The sequence below is a fragment of the Cohnella sp. genome, assembly GCF_041640265.1.
Taxonomy (GTDB): domain Bacteria; phylum Bacillota; class Bacilli; order Paenibacillales; family Paenibacillaceae; genus Cohnella.
The window spans coordinates 186,928-201,922 of sequence record NZ_JBEQAP010000003.1; the positions used below are offsets into that span (position 1 = coordinate 186,928).

At 47.4% G+C, this 14,995-nt stretch carries 15 protein-coding genes, 1 pseudogene and 1 riboswitch; of the genes and pseudogenes, 4 read left to right on the plus strand and 12 right to left on the minus strand.

Going from position 1 to position 14,995, the window contains the following annotated elements:
• Window positions 1–199: 199 nt before the first annotated feature.
• Complete coding sequence (locus ACESLK_RS03960) at window positions 200–1,465, minus strand: ABC transporter permease (protein ID WP_372662548.1); 1,266 nt, start codon at window positions 1,463–1,465, stop codon at window positions 200–202.
• Entirely contained in the window at window positions 1,458–2,363 is a 906-nt protein-coding gene (locus tag ACESLK_RS03965; RefSeq protein WP_372662550.1) for an ABC transporter ATP-binding protein, read from the minus strand. The genes ACESLK_RS03960 and ACESLK_RS03965 overlap by 8 nt, the downstream gene beginning before the upstream one ends.
• A 235-nt stretch (window positions 2,364–2,598) precedes the next feature.
• On the opposite strand from ACESLK_RS03965, the gene ACESLK_RS03970 reads away from it, so the two are divergent.
• Both ACESLK_RS03970 and ACESLK_RS03975 read left to right on the plus strand, forming a co-directional pair.
• A complete protein-coding gene (locus tag ACESLK_RS03970; protein ID WP_372662553.1) occupies window positions 2,599–4,170 on the plus strand; it encodes an S-layer homology domain-containing protein in 1,572 nt (523 codons plus the stop codon).
• Window positions 4,171–4,192: 22 nt separating this feature from the next.
• Window positions 4,193–5,134 (plus strand): RluA family pseudouridine synthase, encoded by a 942-nt coding sequence (locus tag ACESLK_RS03975; protein WP_372662556.1) that lies wholly within the window; start codon window positions 4,193–4,195, stop codon window positions 5,132–5,134.
• A 443-nt stretch (window positions 5,135–5,577) separates the two neighbouring features.
• On the opposite strand, the gene ACESLK_RS03980 is transcribed toward ACESLK_RS03975, so the two are convergent.
• The 4 genes from ACESLK_RS03980 to ACESLK_RS03995 all read right to left on the minus strand — a co-directional run bounded on the left by ACESLK_RS03980 (window position 5,578) and on the right by ACESLK_RS03995 (window position 9,529).
• Window positions 5,578–6,006, minus strand: a complete 429-nt coding sequence (locus ACESLK_RS03980; protein ID WP_372662560.1) for a DMT family transporter — start codon at window positions 6,004–6,006, stop codon at window positions 5,578–5,580.
• 18 nt (window positions 6,007–6,024) lie between these two features.
• Window positions 6,025–6,723 carry a cyclic nucleotide-binding domain-containing protein gene (locus ACESLK_RS03985; protein ID WP_372662563.1) on the minus strand — a complete coding sequence of 233 codons (699 nt, stop codon included), beginning with the start codon at window positions 6,721–6,723 and terminating at the stop codon, window positions 6,025–6,027.
• 160 nt (window positions 6,724–6,883) lie between these two features.
• Window positions 6,884–8,239, minus strand: a complete 1,356-nt coding sequence (locus tag ACESLK_RS03990) for a zinc ribbon domain-containing protein (protein ID WP_372662566.1) — start codon at window positions 8,237–8,239, stop codon at window positions 6,884–6,886.
• Window positions 8,240–8,371: 132 nt separating this feature from the next.
• On the minus strand, window positions 8,372–9,529 hold the full coding sequence (locus tag ACESLK_RS03995; RefSeq protein WP_372662569.1) for a PQQ-dependent sugar dehydrogenase: 1,158 nt from the start codon (window positions 9,527–9,529) through the stop codon (window positions 8,372–8,374).
• Between the two features lie 372 nt (window positions 9,530–9,901).
• On the opposite strand from ACESLK_RS03995, the pseudogene ACESLK_RS04000 reads away from it, so the two are divergent.
• Window positions 9,902–10,060: pseudogene (locus ACESLK_RS04000) on the plus strand (DUF4183 domain-containing protein); the annotation flags it as partial.
• A 96-nt stretch (window positions 10,061–10,156) separates the two neighbouring features.
• Window positions 10,157–10,570 (plus strand): DUF4183 domain-containing protein, encoded by a 414-nt coding sequence (locus tag ACESLK_RS04005; RefSeq protein ID WP_372662749.1) that lies wholly within the window; start codon window positions 10,157–10,159, stop codon window positions 10,568–10,570.
• Between the two features lie 43 nt (window positions 10,571–10,613).
• On the opposite strand, the gene ACESLK_RS04010 is transcribed toward ACESLK_RS04005, so the two are convergent.
• The 6 genes from ACESLK_RS04010 to ACESLK_RS04035 form a co-directional block, all read right to left on the minus strand.
• Complete coding sequence (locus ACESLK_RS04010; RefSeq protein ID WP_372662572.1) at window positions 10,614–10,766, minus strand: hypothetical protein; 153 nt, start codon at window positions 10,764–10,766, stop codon at window positions 10,614–10,616.
• A 16-nt stretch (window positions 10,767–10,782) separates the two neighbouring features.
• Entirely contained in the window at window positions 10,783–11,115 is a 333-nt protein-coding gene (locus ACESLK_RS04015) for a ferredoxin family protein (RefSeq protein WP_372662575.1), read from the minus strand.
• Window positions 11,097–12,392, minus strand: coding sequence for an FAD-dependent oxidoreductase (locus tag ACESLK_RS04020; RefSeq protein WP_372662578.1), 1,296 nt, complete (start codon window positions 12,390–12,392; stop codon window positions 11,097–11,099). The genes ACESLK_RS04015 and ACESLK_RS04020 overlap by 19 nt, the downstream gene beginning before the upstream one ends.
• Window positions 12,376–13,410: an electron transfer flavoprotein subunit alpha/FixB family protein gene (locus ACESLK_RS04025; RefSeq protein WP_372662580.1), complete on the minus strand. Its 1,035-nt coding sequence runs from the start codon at window positions 13,408–13,410 to the stop codon at window positions 12,376–12,378. The genes ACESLK_RS04020 and ACESLK_RS04025 overlap by 17 nt, the downstream gene beginning before the upstream one ends.
• A complete protein-coding gene (locus tag ACESLK_RS04030; protein ID WP_372662752.1) occupies window positions 13,407–14,243 on the minus strand; it encodes an electron transfer flavoprotein subunit beta/FixA family protein in 837 nt (278 codons plus the stop codon). The genes ACESLK_RS04025 and ACESLK_RS04030 overlap by 4 nt, the downstream gene beginning before the upstream one ends.
• Window positions 14,244–14,468: 225 nt before the next feature.
• Entirely contained in the window at window positions 14,469–14,663 is a 195-nt protein-coding gene (locus tag ACESLK_RS04035) for a hypothetical protein (protein ID WP_372662583.1), read from the minus strand.
• A gap of 49 nt (window positions 14,664–14,712) precedes the next feature.
• A riboswitch (cyclic di-GMP riboswitch) is annotated at window positions 14,713–14,806 on the minus strand.
• Between the last annotated feature and the right edge of the window lie 189 nt (window positions 14,807–14,995).

The window sequence follows — 14,995 nt, forward strand, 5'->3', positions numbered from 1 at the left end:
GTTAGATGAAGTTACTCTCCTCGAAGAGACTTCCCAGTAATTCTTCCTTACTTATAAAAAATTTTTTATCGCAAAGAAAAAAACCAGTTAGATCAAAGGTTTGATCTAACTGGTCATAAATTCAAGTCTCAATTACACGATATATTTCTCATTTATAACCATTACTCACCACATTCTACTACACTACGTTTCACTAAAATCAAACCCTATAAGCCCTCATAGCCTTAACAATCTCCTTCATCGAAGGACGCTTACCGTACATAAGCACGCCTACGCGGTAAATCTTCGCGGAAATCCAGCCAATGGCGAAGATCGTAGCGAGAAGGATGCCAATGGATACAGCAATCTCCCATGTAGCAGGCTCGCTCAGGCCGATTCGCAGGAACATGATGAATGGCGCGAAGAATGGAATATAGGAGCAGATGACGATCAGAATATGATCAGGCTGCGATAATCCGAAAAGCGCGATATAGAATCCGACAATGGTTAGCATTGTAATAGGCAGCACGGACTGACCTAGATCCTCCGTACGGCTTACGATGGAACCTACTGCTGCGAACAGTGTGGAATATAGGAAGAAACCGGTCAAGTAGAAGAATACGGCGAATACGATGAGCGAAGGATCAATCGTATCCAACCGGATCCCCATATCTAGCAGGGCATTTTTATTCTGAGGCAATAAGAGATTCACTAGGAAAGCCCCGATAAGTACAGCAATTTGCAAAGCACCTACGAGAAACGTTCCGATGATTTTACCGAACATTTGCTTAAGCGGCGAGACGCTTGTTACGAGTATCTCCATGACACGGGAACTCTTCTCGGCCGTAATCTCGGTTGCGATAAGCTGACCTGTAATCATAACAGCCATGAATAACATAATAAGGAGTACGTAGATCAGGCCAATGGCAGTCGCTTGCTCTTCCTCTGTTCTGCCCTTCTCATCCGTAAAGCTGACTTTAACGGGCATTAGGGATACCGGGGTTTCCAGCATCTTTCTCTGTGCCTCATCAAGGCCAAGGTCTTTTACGACAAGGTCATTCTTTACTGTCTGCAATGCAGTGAATAGGGATTGATGGGTCCCCGTGCCGAAAGCATTCTCCGAATTGTACGTCGCTTCGGGGAAACCCGCTTCCGCATGATCCTTGAAGATCAAGTAACCGTCCAAGTCATCTTCTTCCACGCTGCTCTTGGCAGCTTCTTCTGAAGTCATGCTCACAAGGGAGACCCCAGATTCATCTCCTTGCTTCGCATAATACACTCGCAGCCCTTCGATAATGTCAGCTTGCTGGCCCGCTACGTATCCAACCTTCGTCGCTTCATCTGAGCCCAGCTTGCTTAGGAGGTTAGGCAAGTTCCCGACAACGACCAGAAGCACCGCCAGAACGATTGTCATGATGATAAAAGTCTTGCTCCGAAGCTTATTGCGCATCGTGAACGCCATAACCGTCCAAATCCCATTATTCATGGTTCTCACCTACCGTCTTAATGAAGATTTCATTTAATGTAGGCTCCATGACCTCGAACCGGGTAACCGGTCCTTGAGCCAACGCATGCTGAAGGATACGTTGTCCCGCTTCCGGCGCCGATACCTTCACCTCATATCCGCCATGCTCATGACGAATGACTTCTCTTACACCAACGATCGTCTCAAGTCCCTTGATCTCATCTTCGGAAGCCACGACGACTCTCTCTTGCGGGAACTTCTTCTTAATCTCTTTGATCGGCCCTTGCAGAACCGGATTCGACTTATGCATGATCGTAATATTGCGGCATAGCTCCTCAACGTGCTCCATGCGGTGAGTAGAGAAGACGATACTCGTACCGCTGTCGCGCAATTCCTTGACTGTAGATTTAAGCAGCTCCACGTTAACAGGATCTAACCCGCTGAACGCTTCGTCCAAAATCAAGATGCGAGGCCGGTGAATAACTGCGGCGATAAATTGGATTTTCTGCTGATTACCCTTCGATAGCTCCTCGACCTTCTTGCCGTAATATTCCGGCACCTGGAACTTATCGAGCCAGATCTTCAGGTTTAGGTCCGCAGCCTTGCGGGACATCCCGCGAAGCTGTGCTAAGTAGATGATCTGGTCACTCACCTTGATCTTCGGATACATGCCTCTTTCCTCTGGCAAATAACCTAGCATTTTCAATTGCTCATTCCCGTATGGCTTGCCTAAATAACGAATATTGCCTTCATCAGGAAGTATAAGTCCAAGTATCATGCGCATAGTTGTTGTTTTACCTGCTCCGTTGGCACCTAGCAAACCGTAAATCTCGCCCTCCGGCACCTCGAAGCTGAGACGGTTTACGGCTGTTTTGTCGCCATAGTTTTTGACGATTTGTTCAACTTTAAGAGAGTTCAACGTCTAGCTTCCTCCTTCCGAATTAAGCAGCTTAATATATCTTCCAGCTACCGCGAGTACATGTTGTAGTAGCAACTTTCAGTGTTCATGTGTGTATATCCTTATACACACTATACAAAGTGTGCCTGTGAACCTCAAGCCCATAAAACAGGACTTTTCTTGTTTGCTATCGAATTAATAGAGTACAGCCATGTAGAATGATCTTAGACATTCTCTATGAAAGCGAGATGACATCATGAAACGTAGACTCATTACTTTATCAACCATTACCGCACTCTTATTCTCCTTCATTCTTACCTTTAACCCTTGGCAAGCTTCCGCTGCCTCCACAGGTACGGACAGCGGCTTACCTATCCGCAGCAGCCAAGAAGTCATAGCCATGTGGAAGCTATTAATGAATCCCGCCGGAGACGTTGACAACCCTTTCCTCACAAAACCTTCCAGCTCCAAGCCTTACGCGGCGGGCTCTTTAAAGGCCAATTACATCAAAGATGGAGTTAACGCGGTTAACTTCTATAGATTCATCAGCGGATTACCTTATGATGTGACTTCAACCGCCCAATTGAATTCACGGGCGCAGCATGGTTCAGTGCTGCTGGCTGCCGAGGGTAACTTCAGCCATACGCCGACTCAACCTTCCGATATGCCTGCGAACTTCTATGACAAAGGTTACGAGTCCACCTCATCCGCCAACATCTACGGCTCTACTGGATACGACGATCATATTGTTGTGCGTTCCATTAACGCCTATATGGAGGATTCGGATATCTACAATCTAGATCGGTTAGGCCACCGCCGCTGGATTCTGAATCCCCCGCTTAAGCAGGTTGGTATCGGCCTTGCTAAGAGCGCAGACAATTGGACGTATTCCGCGCTGCAAGTATTCGACCAAAGCCGGAATGAAAAAGTAGGCTACAGTTATATTGCTTACCCCGCTCCGGGTGCATTTCCAATTGAAGTATTCAAACCCTTGTATGCATGGTCGTTCAGCATCAACCCCGAGGAATATGCCGAACCCTCGATAAAGGAAGTGAGTGTCTCCTTAAAGAGACTCCGCGATAATAAGACATGGAATCTAAACGCCAAGAGTAATACGGTGACCGAATCTGGTGCCTACTTCAATGTTGAAAATTCAGATTATGGAACAGGACCAGCTATCATTTTCCGTCCGACCGGCGTTGAAGAGTACAAAGCGGGCGACCGCTTCGAGGTAACCATTAACGGCCTTAAGTCAACGAGCGGCACGGCTAAACCCGTCTCTTACACCGTTGATTTCATAAGCGCCAAGAATGATGCCCCAGTTACGGTGACAAACCCGATTCCAGCTGCGCAATTTACCGATATCTCTAAGCATTGGGCTAGAAAAGCGATTGAATGGGCTGCAGTGAACGGTATTGTTAGCGATATTAAGGGACCCTTCCGTCCTGGCGATAGTGTCACTGAGGAAGAATTCTTGCGGATGTTTACCTCTGCTTTGGGCAAAAACGTGCGGGCTGCTGCAGCAGGTGAACGTTGGTCTACCCGATTTTATGACTATGCGAGCGAAAACGGGTATAATCTACAAGGAAGCCTTAAACCTTCATTAAGAATAGAAAAGATTAGCCGCTTATCGGTTGCTGAGCTGATCGCATCCGCAGCCGGACAATCCTATATCGGCGATGAAGCCATCGAGTACTTGCTCGCCAATGGGTATTCCCACGGAAAAACATCCGCAACTGTTGAAGGATATGCAGGAGCTGCCGCATTAACCCGTGCAGAGGCCGTGCAATTTATCAAGACACTAGTCGATGCAGAATATACTGCGTAAGTGAGAGGAACGATCCATTCCCATGAAACAAGGAAAAAACAGGCCCCGTCGCCTTGGCGGAGCTTTACCCCGAAATCAAACGCCGCCTAAGCAATTCAAGGTCGCAGAGGAGTCCGAGCTATTGCTTTTTCTCTTGGAGAAGCTCTCTCCTCAAGGCCGCAATTCTATTAAGTCCTTGCTCGCTCATGGACAGGTGTCCGTCGATGACCGTGTCGAGAAGCTTTATAATTTTCCATTAAAGCTCGGGCAGACTGTCACCGTTCGTAAGGATAGAACAACTGTGGCTCCTGCATTGGTTGGGTTAAGAATCCTGCACGAGGACGATGATATTATCGTTATTCACAAGGATGCTGGACTTCTGTCGATCGCCACCCCGCAGGAAACGGAGTTAACTGCCTATCGGCAGCTAACGGCGCACGTACGAATTGACAATCCGAACAACCGAATTTTCGTGTTGCACCGATTAGACCGGGAAACGTCCGGTGTCATGATGTTCGCCAAAAGCGAAAAAATCCAGCAAGCCATGCAGGATAGCTGGAAGGATGTCGTGAAGGAACGGATGTATGTAGCGCTGGTCGAAGGAATGGTCAAGAAAACCCAAGGGACCATCTCCTCCTGGCTGAAGGAAAGCGCAACGCTGAAAATGTACTCCAGCCCGCACCCGAACGACGGGCAGCACGCGATTACTCATTACAAGGTGATACAATCGAACCGGAACTATTCCCTGGTAGAGGTTCATCTGGAAACCGGGCGCAAGAATCAGATTCGGGTACACATGCAGGATATTGGCCACCCCATTGCAAGCGATAAGAAATACGGGGCCAGAACCAAGCCGTTCTCACGGCTGGGCCTTCATGCGCGCGTTCTCTCCTTCGTCCATCCGACGACAGGCAAGCTGATGCGCTTCGAGACCGAGATTCCGAAGCAATTTCTCAGCCAGTTCCGGGAGAGCCCTGCTAAGTAAACAAACTGTATATTGTACATGTGTTTTTGGCAATATCTAATGATCCGTGCCCCTGACCTGCATTTAGTACAGGTATTATCGCCAGTTCTGCTATTTTCGCCGCTTGATGCCCCAAACACCTGTTCAAAGAATATCTCTGATTAGACAAAACACATGTACAAAATGCAGTTGCCCATCACGCAGCCTGTATTTTGTACATGCGTTTTTGCAGTATCCGATAATTCCGTGCCCCTGACCTGCATTTAGTACAGGTATTATCGCCAGTTCTGCTATTTTCGCCGCTTGATGCCCCAAACACCTGTAGTAAATACATCTTGTTCGAAGAATATCTCTGATTAAACGAAAACACATGTACAAAATGCAGTTGCCCATCACGCAGCCTGTATTTTGTACATGTATTTTTTGATTTTTATTACAATGTCGGTCACCAGCTAGCTAATCCCTCATTTATACTTAAAAATCACCACACCCGCAATCATTACACCGATCCCGAGCAGACGATTTGCAGAAAGCGCCACCTTATCTATGCCGAACCACCCGAAGGTTTCCACTGCCAGCGTCCCAATTAGCTGAGCAATGAGCAAAATGGCAATGGCCAAAGCAGGATTAAGTATCGTTACGGACTTCATAGCGCCGAAGACGATGACAACACCCATACATCCCCCAAGTAAATAAACCTTATTCAGCGAATCAAGCTTATGCAGATTACCGTCCTTAACCATCCACAGTATCAACAGCGACAACATAAATCCCGAACCGTGCACAACCGTATTCGTTAGCCAGAAACCTAGCTTTTCGGAAACTCGAACATTAAATATGCTTTGAAAACTAACGGTCAACCCCGCGATAATGGCATATACCACACCGAGCACCTGAACAACCTCCGTTTATCAGCTGTACAAATTTCCATTCGCCAGCTTCTTCAATTGGTTAATATCCTTTACAAATAGGGAGCCTCTAGACCGCTGCACCAGCCCTGCTGCCGCGAATTTTGAGATCACCCGGTTCAAATGCCGATAACTGGTTCCCAGCATCTCCGCGATTTCCGTTAGCTTAGCCGTCTTAATCCCCTCGATCTCCGCTTGATCATTCTCATCCACCGTAATGGATACTAGGTAACTCGCGAACCGCGTCTCGACTGGATAAAGTAGATTTACGCTGGAGGCTATTGAGAAGGTGTGCAGCTTATGTGCGAGATGCTTTATGATAAAACGGAGGAAAACGGGGTCATCAAAAGCCGTATCGATAAGCGCCTGTTCCTTAATGCCGATAAACAATGTGTCATTCACCGCCTCCACCGTGCTTTGCACCGTTAAGTCGTTTAGCATCTCTAGATCCCCGATCGTGCTCAACGAATTATAGAACCGGATTAGAATCGATTTGCCGTTCGGCAGTACCTTATAAATTTTTATTTTTCCTTTAATCAGAATAAATAAATGCTCCATCCGGTCGCCCACAGAGCATACGAGTTCCCCTTTATCGAAGGCGAACAGCTCCATTGCCTCGTCGGTCTTCTCATCGAATATTCCACTGAGCTGATGCTGGCTCATTAAGCTCCTAAGGGCTGCCGGATCATGAATTTTCCTCATTCGACTCTCTCTTTCTCCTCAAATACATTTTCGTGTCCGGTCTTTTGTCTGTTTTCATTGTAATGGGATTATACCCACTGTAATAGGACATATGTCCTTATTGCAAAAAAAAAAAAAAAAAAAAAAAAAAAAAGAAAACCCTGAGCCTCAGGGATTTCTGTTACTTATAAACCTTCGTATTCTTAGTACCGATGACATTGGATTCGAACCAATTCGTGACGATCCACTGTCCATCCTCATATGCCAGCTCATAGTCCGTGAATGTCGTTCCAGCTGCAGGAACAGGATTTAGATTATCAAGCTTATAATAGGTGATATCGCTGTAATCGACCTGTGCTTTGACTTGAGCTGAATATCCGCCATCTTCAAGAGGCGTCAGAACAAAGCTATCCAAATCGAAGCTCATCTTGTCTAATCTACCCCTATACTCCTGACCGTTTACCTTCATGCTCTCGATATAATAGGTTAGATCGGCAATCCTGTCCGGATGCGCATACAGGAGAATGTTAGAATCCATTGATTGCAAGGACTTCATCCAGGTATCTTGAAATTCATGGGTCGAGTCCATGATGTTATCTTTCGCAATATCATTGAGTCCCTCAATGACGAATGCCAGCTCACTTACATCAATAGGAAGCTCTTCGCTTACCATTGTTCCCCATGGATAATCGGCTTCCAAGTGCATCTTGTTTGAGCCATCTAACGAGATAGGACCGATCTTCTGCCCATCTTCAACCATTAACCCGATATGTTGGCCGTTAATATAGATACGCGCCGAACCATTGTTGGACTCGACGTTGACATAATCCCCTTCGAGTACAAGCTCCACGGTATCATCGTATCCCGATAGAGGGAACAGCGATACCTTCTCCAATTTCTCTAACGTTGTATATTCTCCTTCAAACACAGCTTTGATGGAATACTCGCCCGGAAGAAAGGGACCTAACTCGATCGGGGAGCCGTCTCCGCCTGCCGTAGCGGACTCTTTGCCATCCACCAGGATCTTAGCGCCTTCGAAGTTCGTTTGAACGGGAATCATATAACGCTTAATTTTTAACTCATAATCATTATAGATAAGCCAGCGTTTTCCGTCCCTCTTCTGCAAGTAAACGAAGGCGGTGTCTTGATCTTCGGCGAACGCTTCCTGTTCGCCGCTACGAATCTGCTTGGATTGCAGCTCCAGTTCATCCGTAACCTGAATTAGAGCATTCGAATTCGATTTGAAGTAGGCCACTATTCCGTCGGCTGACTTCTGATCGAATTTAATATCTTCATTGGCTGACGATAACAGCTTAAATAACTTGTCTGACTTCTCTTCTTTAACCGATTGCTCGAAACGCTTAATCAATCGCTCTTCATCCGTGAGATACCTCCCTAGAAAATAAGCCCCTGCAAGCAACAAAATAATGAATAATCCGCTGCCGATTAGAATCTTGGATTGTTTCGTTAGGACAAAACCTCTATTTGGGTTCTCTGGGTTTACTTGATTCGAATGAATGGTAGCAATGATAATCACCTAGATCCTTCCTATGTTGTCTTGACCACAGCATAGGCCCATCATAACAGATCCCATGCCAATCAAGGCATAGGAGGAATTCCCTAATTTAATATAAGTAATTAGTCAGATATTCAAGTCTATCTTTTTCACCTAGAGCAATCTGAAAATCTGTCCTTCCTGCGTACAGAGATAGATTTCTCCAGCCGAATCCGTGCCGAATGAAGTGATGTTCTCCTCAGACTCTAGCAGGGTCTTATTAACGATAGAGCCATCCGCATCTTGGCGTAGTGCCCATACTGTACCTGTTCCATAATCGGAATAGATGTACCACCCTGCAAGGTCTGGCAAATGTTCCCCTCTATATACATACCCTCCGGTAATAGATACCCCAATATCGCGGCCGTATGTGAATAAGGGCTGTTCTAATCCTGATGTGTCGCAGTCATTCTTAGGATTAAAGCATTCCGTACCTTCTTGAATACGCCAGCCGTAGTTTTTTCCTTTGGCTATTATATTTATCTCTTCTAACCGGTTCTGACCGACATCGGCAGCCCATAACAAGCCCGTCTCTTGATCAAAGCTGAAGCGCCAAGGGTTCCGCAGACCGTAAGCATAAATTTCGGGTACCTCTTGGTTAATGAACGGGTTGTCCGGCGGAATGGCATAAGCGTGGTCTCCCGTCTTCCCGTCAACGTCGATACGCAATATTTTCCCAAGCATGGTTTTTAAATTCTGGCTATTGTTCTGTGGATCACCGCCGCTGCCGCCGTCTCCCGTCGCAATATAGAGATACCCGTCCGGACCGAAAGCAAGCTGGCCTCCGTTATGGTTGGAGAATGGCTGCTCGAAGGTAAGCAGGACCTCTTCGCTGGACGGGTCGAGACGTTCCGACTGATCTGGATCAGCCGTATACCGCGAGATGACCGTATGTGTCTGAGTCGTGTAATTGACGTAGGCTTGGTTAGGTTTCTTCGGGTGGAAGGCTACGCCCAACAAGCCCTGCTCTCCCCCTTCATCATAGACACGGTCGCTAATATCCAGCACAATTACCGGTTCAGCTTCCGGCTTCTCAAGGTTCATGCTCACAATCCGCCCAGGTTGCTCAATGACGTAGATGAATTCGGCATACCCCTCCCGATGCTCGAATCCTACCGGCTTCTCAAAGGTTTGCGTTCCGAAAATATTCTCAAGTGAAAGTCCGTTGGTTTCATCCATGGTGTTTGTAGATTTGGGCTCCTTGAAACCCAAACATGAGGTTAGACCTAATATCATGATCACCCCTGTTAACGCAATAATTAGTCGTTTCATTCTGAGCAACCCCCTTTACCCAAGATCATCGCACATGGACAAGGCGATCACAAGACGAAAGGTTCTGTTCATTTACTAGAAAAAAGATAAAGCGCCGTTTCAAAAAGACAACTTTTTCATTAAATAATGTAGTCAGGCTAGGGGTATGATTTTTATTAATTCTCCAAAAGAGGGGATAAAATGCCTAATGCACGGCAGCATTTTCCAAAGAGATCGTCTATAAAAAGCTGCAGATCACCTTGTCCCAGCCGTAAAAGCCGCCATAATAAAGCAATCTCCATTCGCTTCACCCGTAAAAAAACAATTCCTCGTCTACCAAAGAAAAGGCGCTCTAAACCACTGAAACGGAAGCCTTATAGATTTGCAGTCTCCATGTACTGTGCGATTTCAGACGGTAATAAGCGAATATATACGGATAAAGAGTGCATTAAAGGATTTGATTCCTGCCTATCTCTTAAATCCACGGCTTTGTTTAATGTTTTTGTCAACGGCATGCTTCAACCACCTATGAATTACAACTTAAAGAAGAAACGGCTTAGTTTTAATACGACAGATTTGCCGCCAAAAAACACGCCCATTACGATACAGTTCATTCGGTTCGGCAGCAGTAAGAAGGGAGGTGAAAACATGCCAATCATCAAGCCTGTATATACAGCGACAGCCACAGCCCCAGTAGCCTCAGGTGGCGTAATAACCACTTCGGTTACTCCTGTAACGTCCGGATTCCTTGCCACATTAACAGCCGGCATGATAGGAGCTACCGAGACTACCATACCCGCGGCTAGCTTCACGACGGACAGCGGAGATCCTGTTGCAGCTCTGCCGGCCATAACGACAGTTGATTATTATACTGTTGATATCAACGGAACTCTCCAACAAAGCACGCTATCCACGCTTTCTACCGCTAGCTTGGTTTTGGACACAGTGGATGTCACTGCCGGAATCCCGGTTTATTTAAGCGTCGTGGGCTTTGGAGGTTCCACTTCTGCGCAAACTACGCCTCCAACTATTTCTGCTCCTACGATCACAATTTTCACCTAGCTTAGTTTTTCTTTTACGCTTTACGAAAAGAAGCTTACCCCAATCACAGGTAAGCTTCTTCTTTTCTTAACGTTTCGCCATACTCCCAGCTGCTGAAGTGATCCTCCCACACGATGTGGTACAGGTTACCCTGAATTTCCATAATGATTCCCTTCGTGCCATCCGACACGAATACAACGTAGTCTCCAACCTTCATCCCACGCCCACCCCTATCACCCGAGTCGAAAGACGATTCCATGCCCACCCTTAGGATAGACCCACTTGATATTCTGATGCGGACAGCCGATCCGGCAGCTTCCGCATTCATGACAGCCCTCATAGCCGACATGCATGCGGATTTCCTCCCATTTGTACACTTCCGCCGGACAGAAAATCGTGCAGATCTTATCCGGGCAGCTCGTCATGCAAACGTCCGTATCCATTACATGAAGGTGAGACTCGGTATCCGCGTTAAACCTCAGCAAGTATTGCTTCTCCTCGATCTTGGCCGCTTTCGAGCTTTCAGAAGGATCATTCGGCGCGCTCATTACTTCATCACCTTCCATGCCCGGAACAGATCGCGGGCGATTTTGAGCTTTTTCTTGGCAGGACCGATTTCTCGCCATATCTTCTTCTGCTTCTCCCATTTGGAAGAGCCATCCACCGTCAGCATCTGGCTCGCTGCGCGGTTCATCATCGGAATGTATTGCTCGAAGTATTGCGGGAACTTGTCGAAGTGGTGGGTAGAGTCCTTATATTTCTTCATATCCTGGCCTACGAAGCTGCCCATAAGGCGTTTCCGGTATTCATCCAACGAAGCCTCGGAGAAATCCTCGCGCTCCCTCGCAGCCACAATCGTCTCGGCGGCAAATCTGCCGGATGTCATGGCCATGTTGGAGCCCTCACGGTGGATCGCATTCACAAGCTGCGCAGCGTCTCCGACGACCAGTACTCCCGCTCCCGCAACCTTAGGTATGGAGTTGTAGCCGCCTTCAGGAATAAGATGCGCCAGATATTCCTGCGGTTCTGCTCCTTGAATATAGGGACGAATCATCGGATGGGTTTTCACATATTCCATTAGCTCGTAAGGTTTTATCTTATGCTTGATAAGCCCGGAAAGTAACGTGCCGACGCCAATGCTGAGCGTATCTTTATTCGTATACAGAAACCCGGTGCCGAGAATACCTTTGGTCGCATCCCCGAACAGCTCGATCGTGCAGCCTTGGCCTTCCTCGAGATTAAACCGATCCTCAATAATCTTCTTGTCTAGCTTCAGAATTTCCATTGTCGCCAGCGCTACTTCATCCGGCCTGAACTCCTTATGAAAGCCAAGCGACTTGGCAAGCAGCGAGTTCACTCCATCGGCTAACACCACCACATCGGCGCGAAGCTCGCCATCCGGTCTATCCGTCCTAACTCCGACAACCTTCCCATTCTCCACTACACATTCCAGCACGACAGTCTCGTTAAGAAGCAGCGCACCCTTTTCCACGGCTTTCGCAGCAAACCATTGATCGAACTTAGCTCTTAATACAGTGAAGTTATTGAAAGGCTCCTGCGCCCATTCCATCCCCTTATAAGCGAAGGTTACAGCCGATGTCTTATCCATCATCATGAATCTCTGCTCCACAATCGGCCGCTCCAGGGGGGCTTCCTTGTGGAAGTCCGGTACGATTTCTTCCATCATCTTGCGATAAAGCACCCCGCCCATCACATTCTTAGAGCCTGGATACTCCCCCCGTTCAATGAGCAGCACGTTCACGTTCGCCTTGGCTAGCTCGAAGGCGCAGGCAATCCCAGCGGGGCCTGCTCCAACGACGATAGCATCAAACTTTTCCGGCATTGACCTCTTCCTTTCTTCCAAGCGCGGTTTTGAATGCTTCGTTGAGCATCGGTACGATGGTTAGCGCGTCACCTACAATTCCATAATGGGAGGACTGGAAGATAGGAGCTCCAGCGTCCTTGTTAATGGCAATAATAAGGCTGGCATTCTGCATTCCGACCAAGTGCTGAATAGCACCCGAGATCCCGATGGCAAAATAGATCTTGGGCGTCACCGTGACCCCCGTTTGACCCACCTGATGGTGGTGTCCAATCCAGCCCGCCTCCACGACATCCCGGCTCGCCCCAACTGCTGCGCCCAAGGTTTCCGCCAGCTGATGGATGACCTGAAACCCTGCAGGTCCTCCCAACCCTTTGCCTCCTGCCACAATGACATCAGCTTCATCGATGCGAACCCTTTGCGTCGTCGTTCTGACGATTTCCAGCACCTTAGTACGAATGTCCGCTTCTTTTATAGGAATGCTCTCTTCGACTAGTTCGCCTTTCCTATCTGTGTTACGGGTTAACGCTTTCATAACTTTAGGTCGCACCGTCGCCATTTGGGGACGATATTTCTTGCATAGAATCGTCGCCATAATGTTGCCGCCGAACGCGGGACGACTCGCGAGCAAAAGTCCGGTATCCTCTTCCACATCCAGCTGCGTCGTGTCGGCAGTTAATCCAGTAGGCAGATCAGTCGCCACCGCGCTAGCCAAGTCTTTACCCGTAGAAGTTGCTCCGTACAGCAGAATTTCCGGCTTATGCTTCTCCACGCAAGCAAGCAGCGCTCGCATATAAGTTTCGGTCCGATAAAATCTATATATGGGATCATCATATACATAGACAAGATCCGCACCATATTCAAACGCTGTTTGCGCCAAGCGAGATACGTTCTCGCCGATCAGAACACCGGCAACTCGCGTTTTTCTCTTATCCGCAAGAAGTTTTGCCGCTCCGAGCAGCTCTAGAGACACCTGCGCGACATTGCCGTCTTTCTCCTCAATGAACACCCATACGCCGCGATAATCATCGAAATTCAAGATTTCCCACCCCCGGCAGCAGCCTCGAAAAGTTCTTTACGCTCTAATAAAATATCAAGAAGAAGCTTTATCTTCTCTTCGGGCTCGCCCTCAAGAAGTTTACCCCCCTGCGGCTTCTGCGGCGCCCAAACAGCACTGACGATAGTAGGCGAGCCTTTGAGCCCTAACTGTGTTTTGTCTATTTCCCCTAGATCGCTCACCGACCAGATATGCGGCTGATATCGGGCTGCCCTAAGCATATTGGGCAATGTGGAGTACGGAACCTCATTGATTTCCTTCTCCACCGAGAATAAGCAGGGGAGCGTCGAACGAATAACTTCATATCCATCCTCTAGCTTCCGATGAACGATTGCATAACCTTCTGCCCGATTCACCTCGATCACCTTGTTAACTGAGGTTAATGGCGGCATATCCAGTCTTCTTGCAATTCCTGGTCCTACCTGCCCGGTATCTCCGTCAATGGTCATCTTGCCGCAAATAATCAGATCAATGGGACAGATCTCCGCGATCTTCTCGAGCGCCTTCGTTAATGCATAGCTGGTAGCCAAGGTATCCGCACCCGCGAATGCCCGATCGGTAATCATATAACCTTCATCTGCGCCAATCTCAATGCATTTTCGGATTGCTTTGACCGCGGGAGGCGGTCCCATTGTCAGAACTGATACTTTACCCCCATAACGCCCCCGAAGTCGAACTGCTTCCTCTACCGCGTGCGAGTCATAGGGGTTAAGAATCGCCGGAGCGCTGGAGCGGTCCATCGTGTTCGTCTTCGGATTCATCTTGATGATCTTCGTATCCGGCACCTGCTTAATACAAGCGACGATATGCAGCATAACCTTCACCCTTTCTGCTCTCTGCCTGATCACCGGTTCAAATGTTCACTTTTATTTATATTAGGCGAGTGACCGGATCATGACTGGGTTTGTCCTCACCAAAAAACCGTCAAGAAAGCCTTGACGGTTTTTCTGGGTTTAGGCATAAAAAAAATATGCCTCCGAAGACATTCCGGACGCATACCATTTCTAAGGGTTTGGAAGATTGTTATCCTGCTGCTTCCGCTAGAGTAAAGGTTTAAGCTTAATATCCTTTGTTTCGCTAAAGGATACAGATATGAGCTCGCTTCCCTTATCAATCCACAAAGAATAAAGCTCGTCTCCCATACACTTCAATTCATGCAGAACACCCTCTAAGGTGTGTCCGTTCTGCAAAGTTAGAATATAATTCTTGCCGTTCGTTAATTTTACCTTCCCCACCTGCTTACCCTCCCCTAATTCTATTAATAACAACAAAAAACCAAGCCCGCTGAGCATCCCGGCTGTCATCCCGTCCTTCGTGGAACGGCTAAGACCCGTGGTTTTGCGTCTCCGCCTTTCGGACGGATTTGCCTTTGTTCTGATCCTTGGATAAAAGTTTGAATGTCTATGTCATTTGTACTAAGACTTACTTTAGATGTTTTTCGACATAAGATGCGGTTTTCCTTTACTATTATTGCTAATTTGACAAAAAAGTGACTAAAGTCCTACCTAATATTGCTTAACAGAACTAAAAAGCATGTTTCATCTCAGGTTTTTTGGGTTATCAGCTA

What these genes read in the sequence shown, in the direction of transcription:
- ACESLK_RS03960 (WP_372662548.1), bottom strand. Translation starts at nt 1,465, where the DNA reads ATGAATAATGGGATTTGGACGGTTATGGCGTTCACGATGCGCAATAAG.
- ACESLK_RS03970 (WP_372662553.1), top strand. Translation starts at nt 2,599, where the DNA reads ATGAAACGTAGACTCATTACTTTATCAACCATTACCGCACTCTTATTC.
- ACESLK_RS03975 (WP_372662556.1), top strand. Translation starts at nt 4,193, where the DNA reads ATGAAACAAGGAAAAAACAGGCCCCGTCGCCTTGGCGGAGCTTTACCC.
- ACESLK_RS03985 (WP_372662563.1), bottom strand. Translation starts at nt 6,723, where the DNA reads ATGAGGAAAATTCATGATCCGGCAGCCCTTAGGAGCTTAATGAGCCAG.
- ACESLK_RS03995 (WP_372662569.1), bottom strand. Translation starts at nt 9,529, where the DNA reads ATGAAACGACTAATTATTGCGTTAACAGGGGTGATCATGATATTAGGT.
- ACESLK_RS04005 (WP_372662749.1), top strand. Translation starts at nt 10,157, where the DNA reads ATGCCAATCATCAAGCCTGTATATACAGCGACAGCCACAGCCCCAGTA.
- ACESLK_RS04010 (WP_372662572.1), bottom strand. Translation starts at nt 10,766, where the DNA reads ATGAAGGTTGGAGACTACGTTGTATTCGTGTCGGATGGCACGAAGGGA.
- ACESLK_RS04015 (WP_372662575.1), bottom strand. Translation starts at nt 11,115, where the DNA reads ATGGAAGGTGATGAAGTAATGAGCGCGCCGAATGATCCTTCTGAAAGC.
- ACESLK_RS04020 (WP_372662578.1), bottom strand. Translation starts at nt 12,392, where the DNA reads ATGCCGGAAAAGTTTGATGCTATCGTCGTTGGAGCAGGCCCCGCTGGG.
- ACESLK_RS04030 (WP_372662752.1), bottom strand. Translation starts at nt 14,243, where the DNA reads ATGCTGCATATCGTCGCTTGTATTAAGCAGGTGCCGGATACGAAGATC.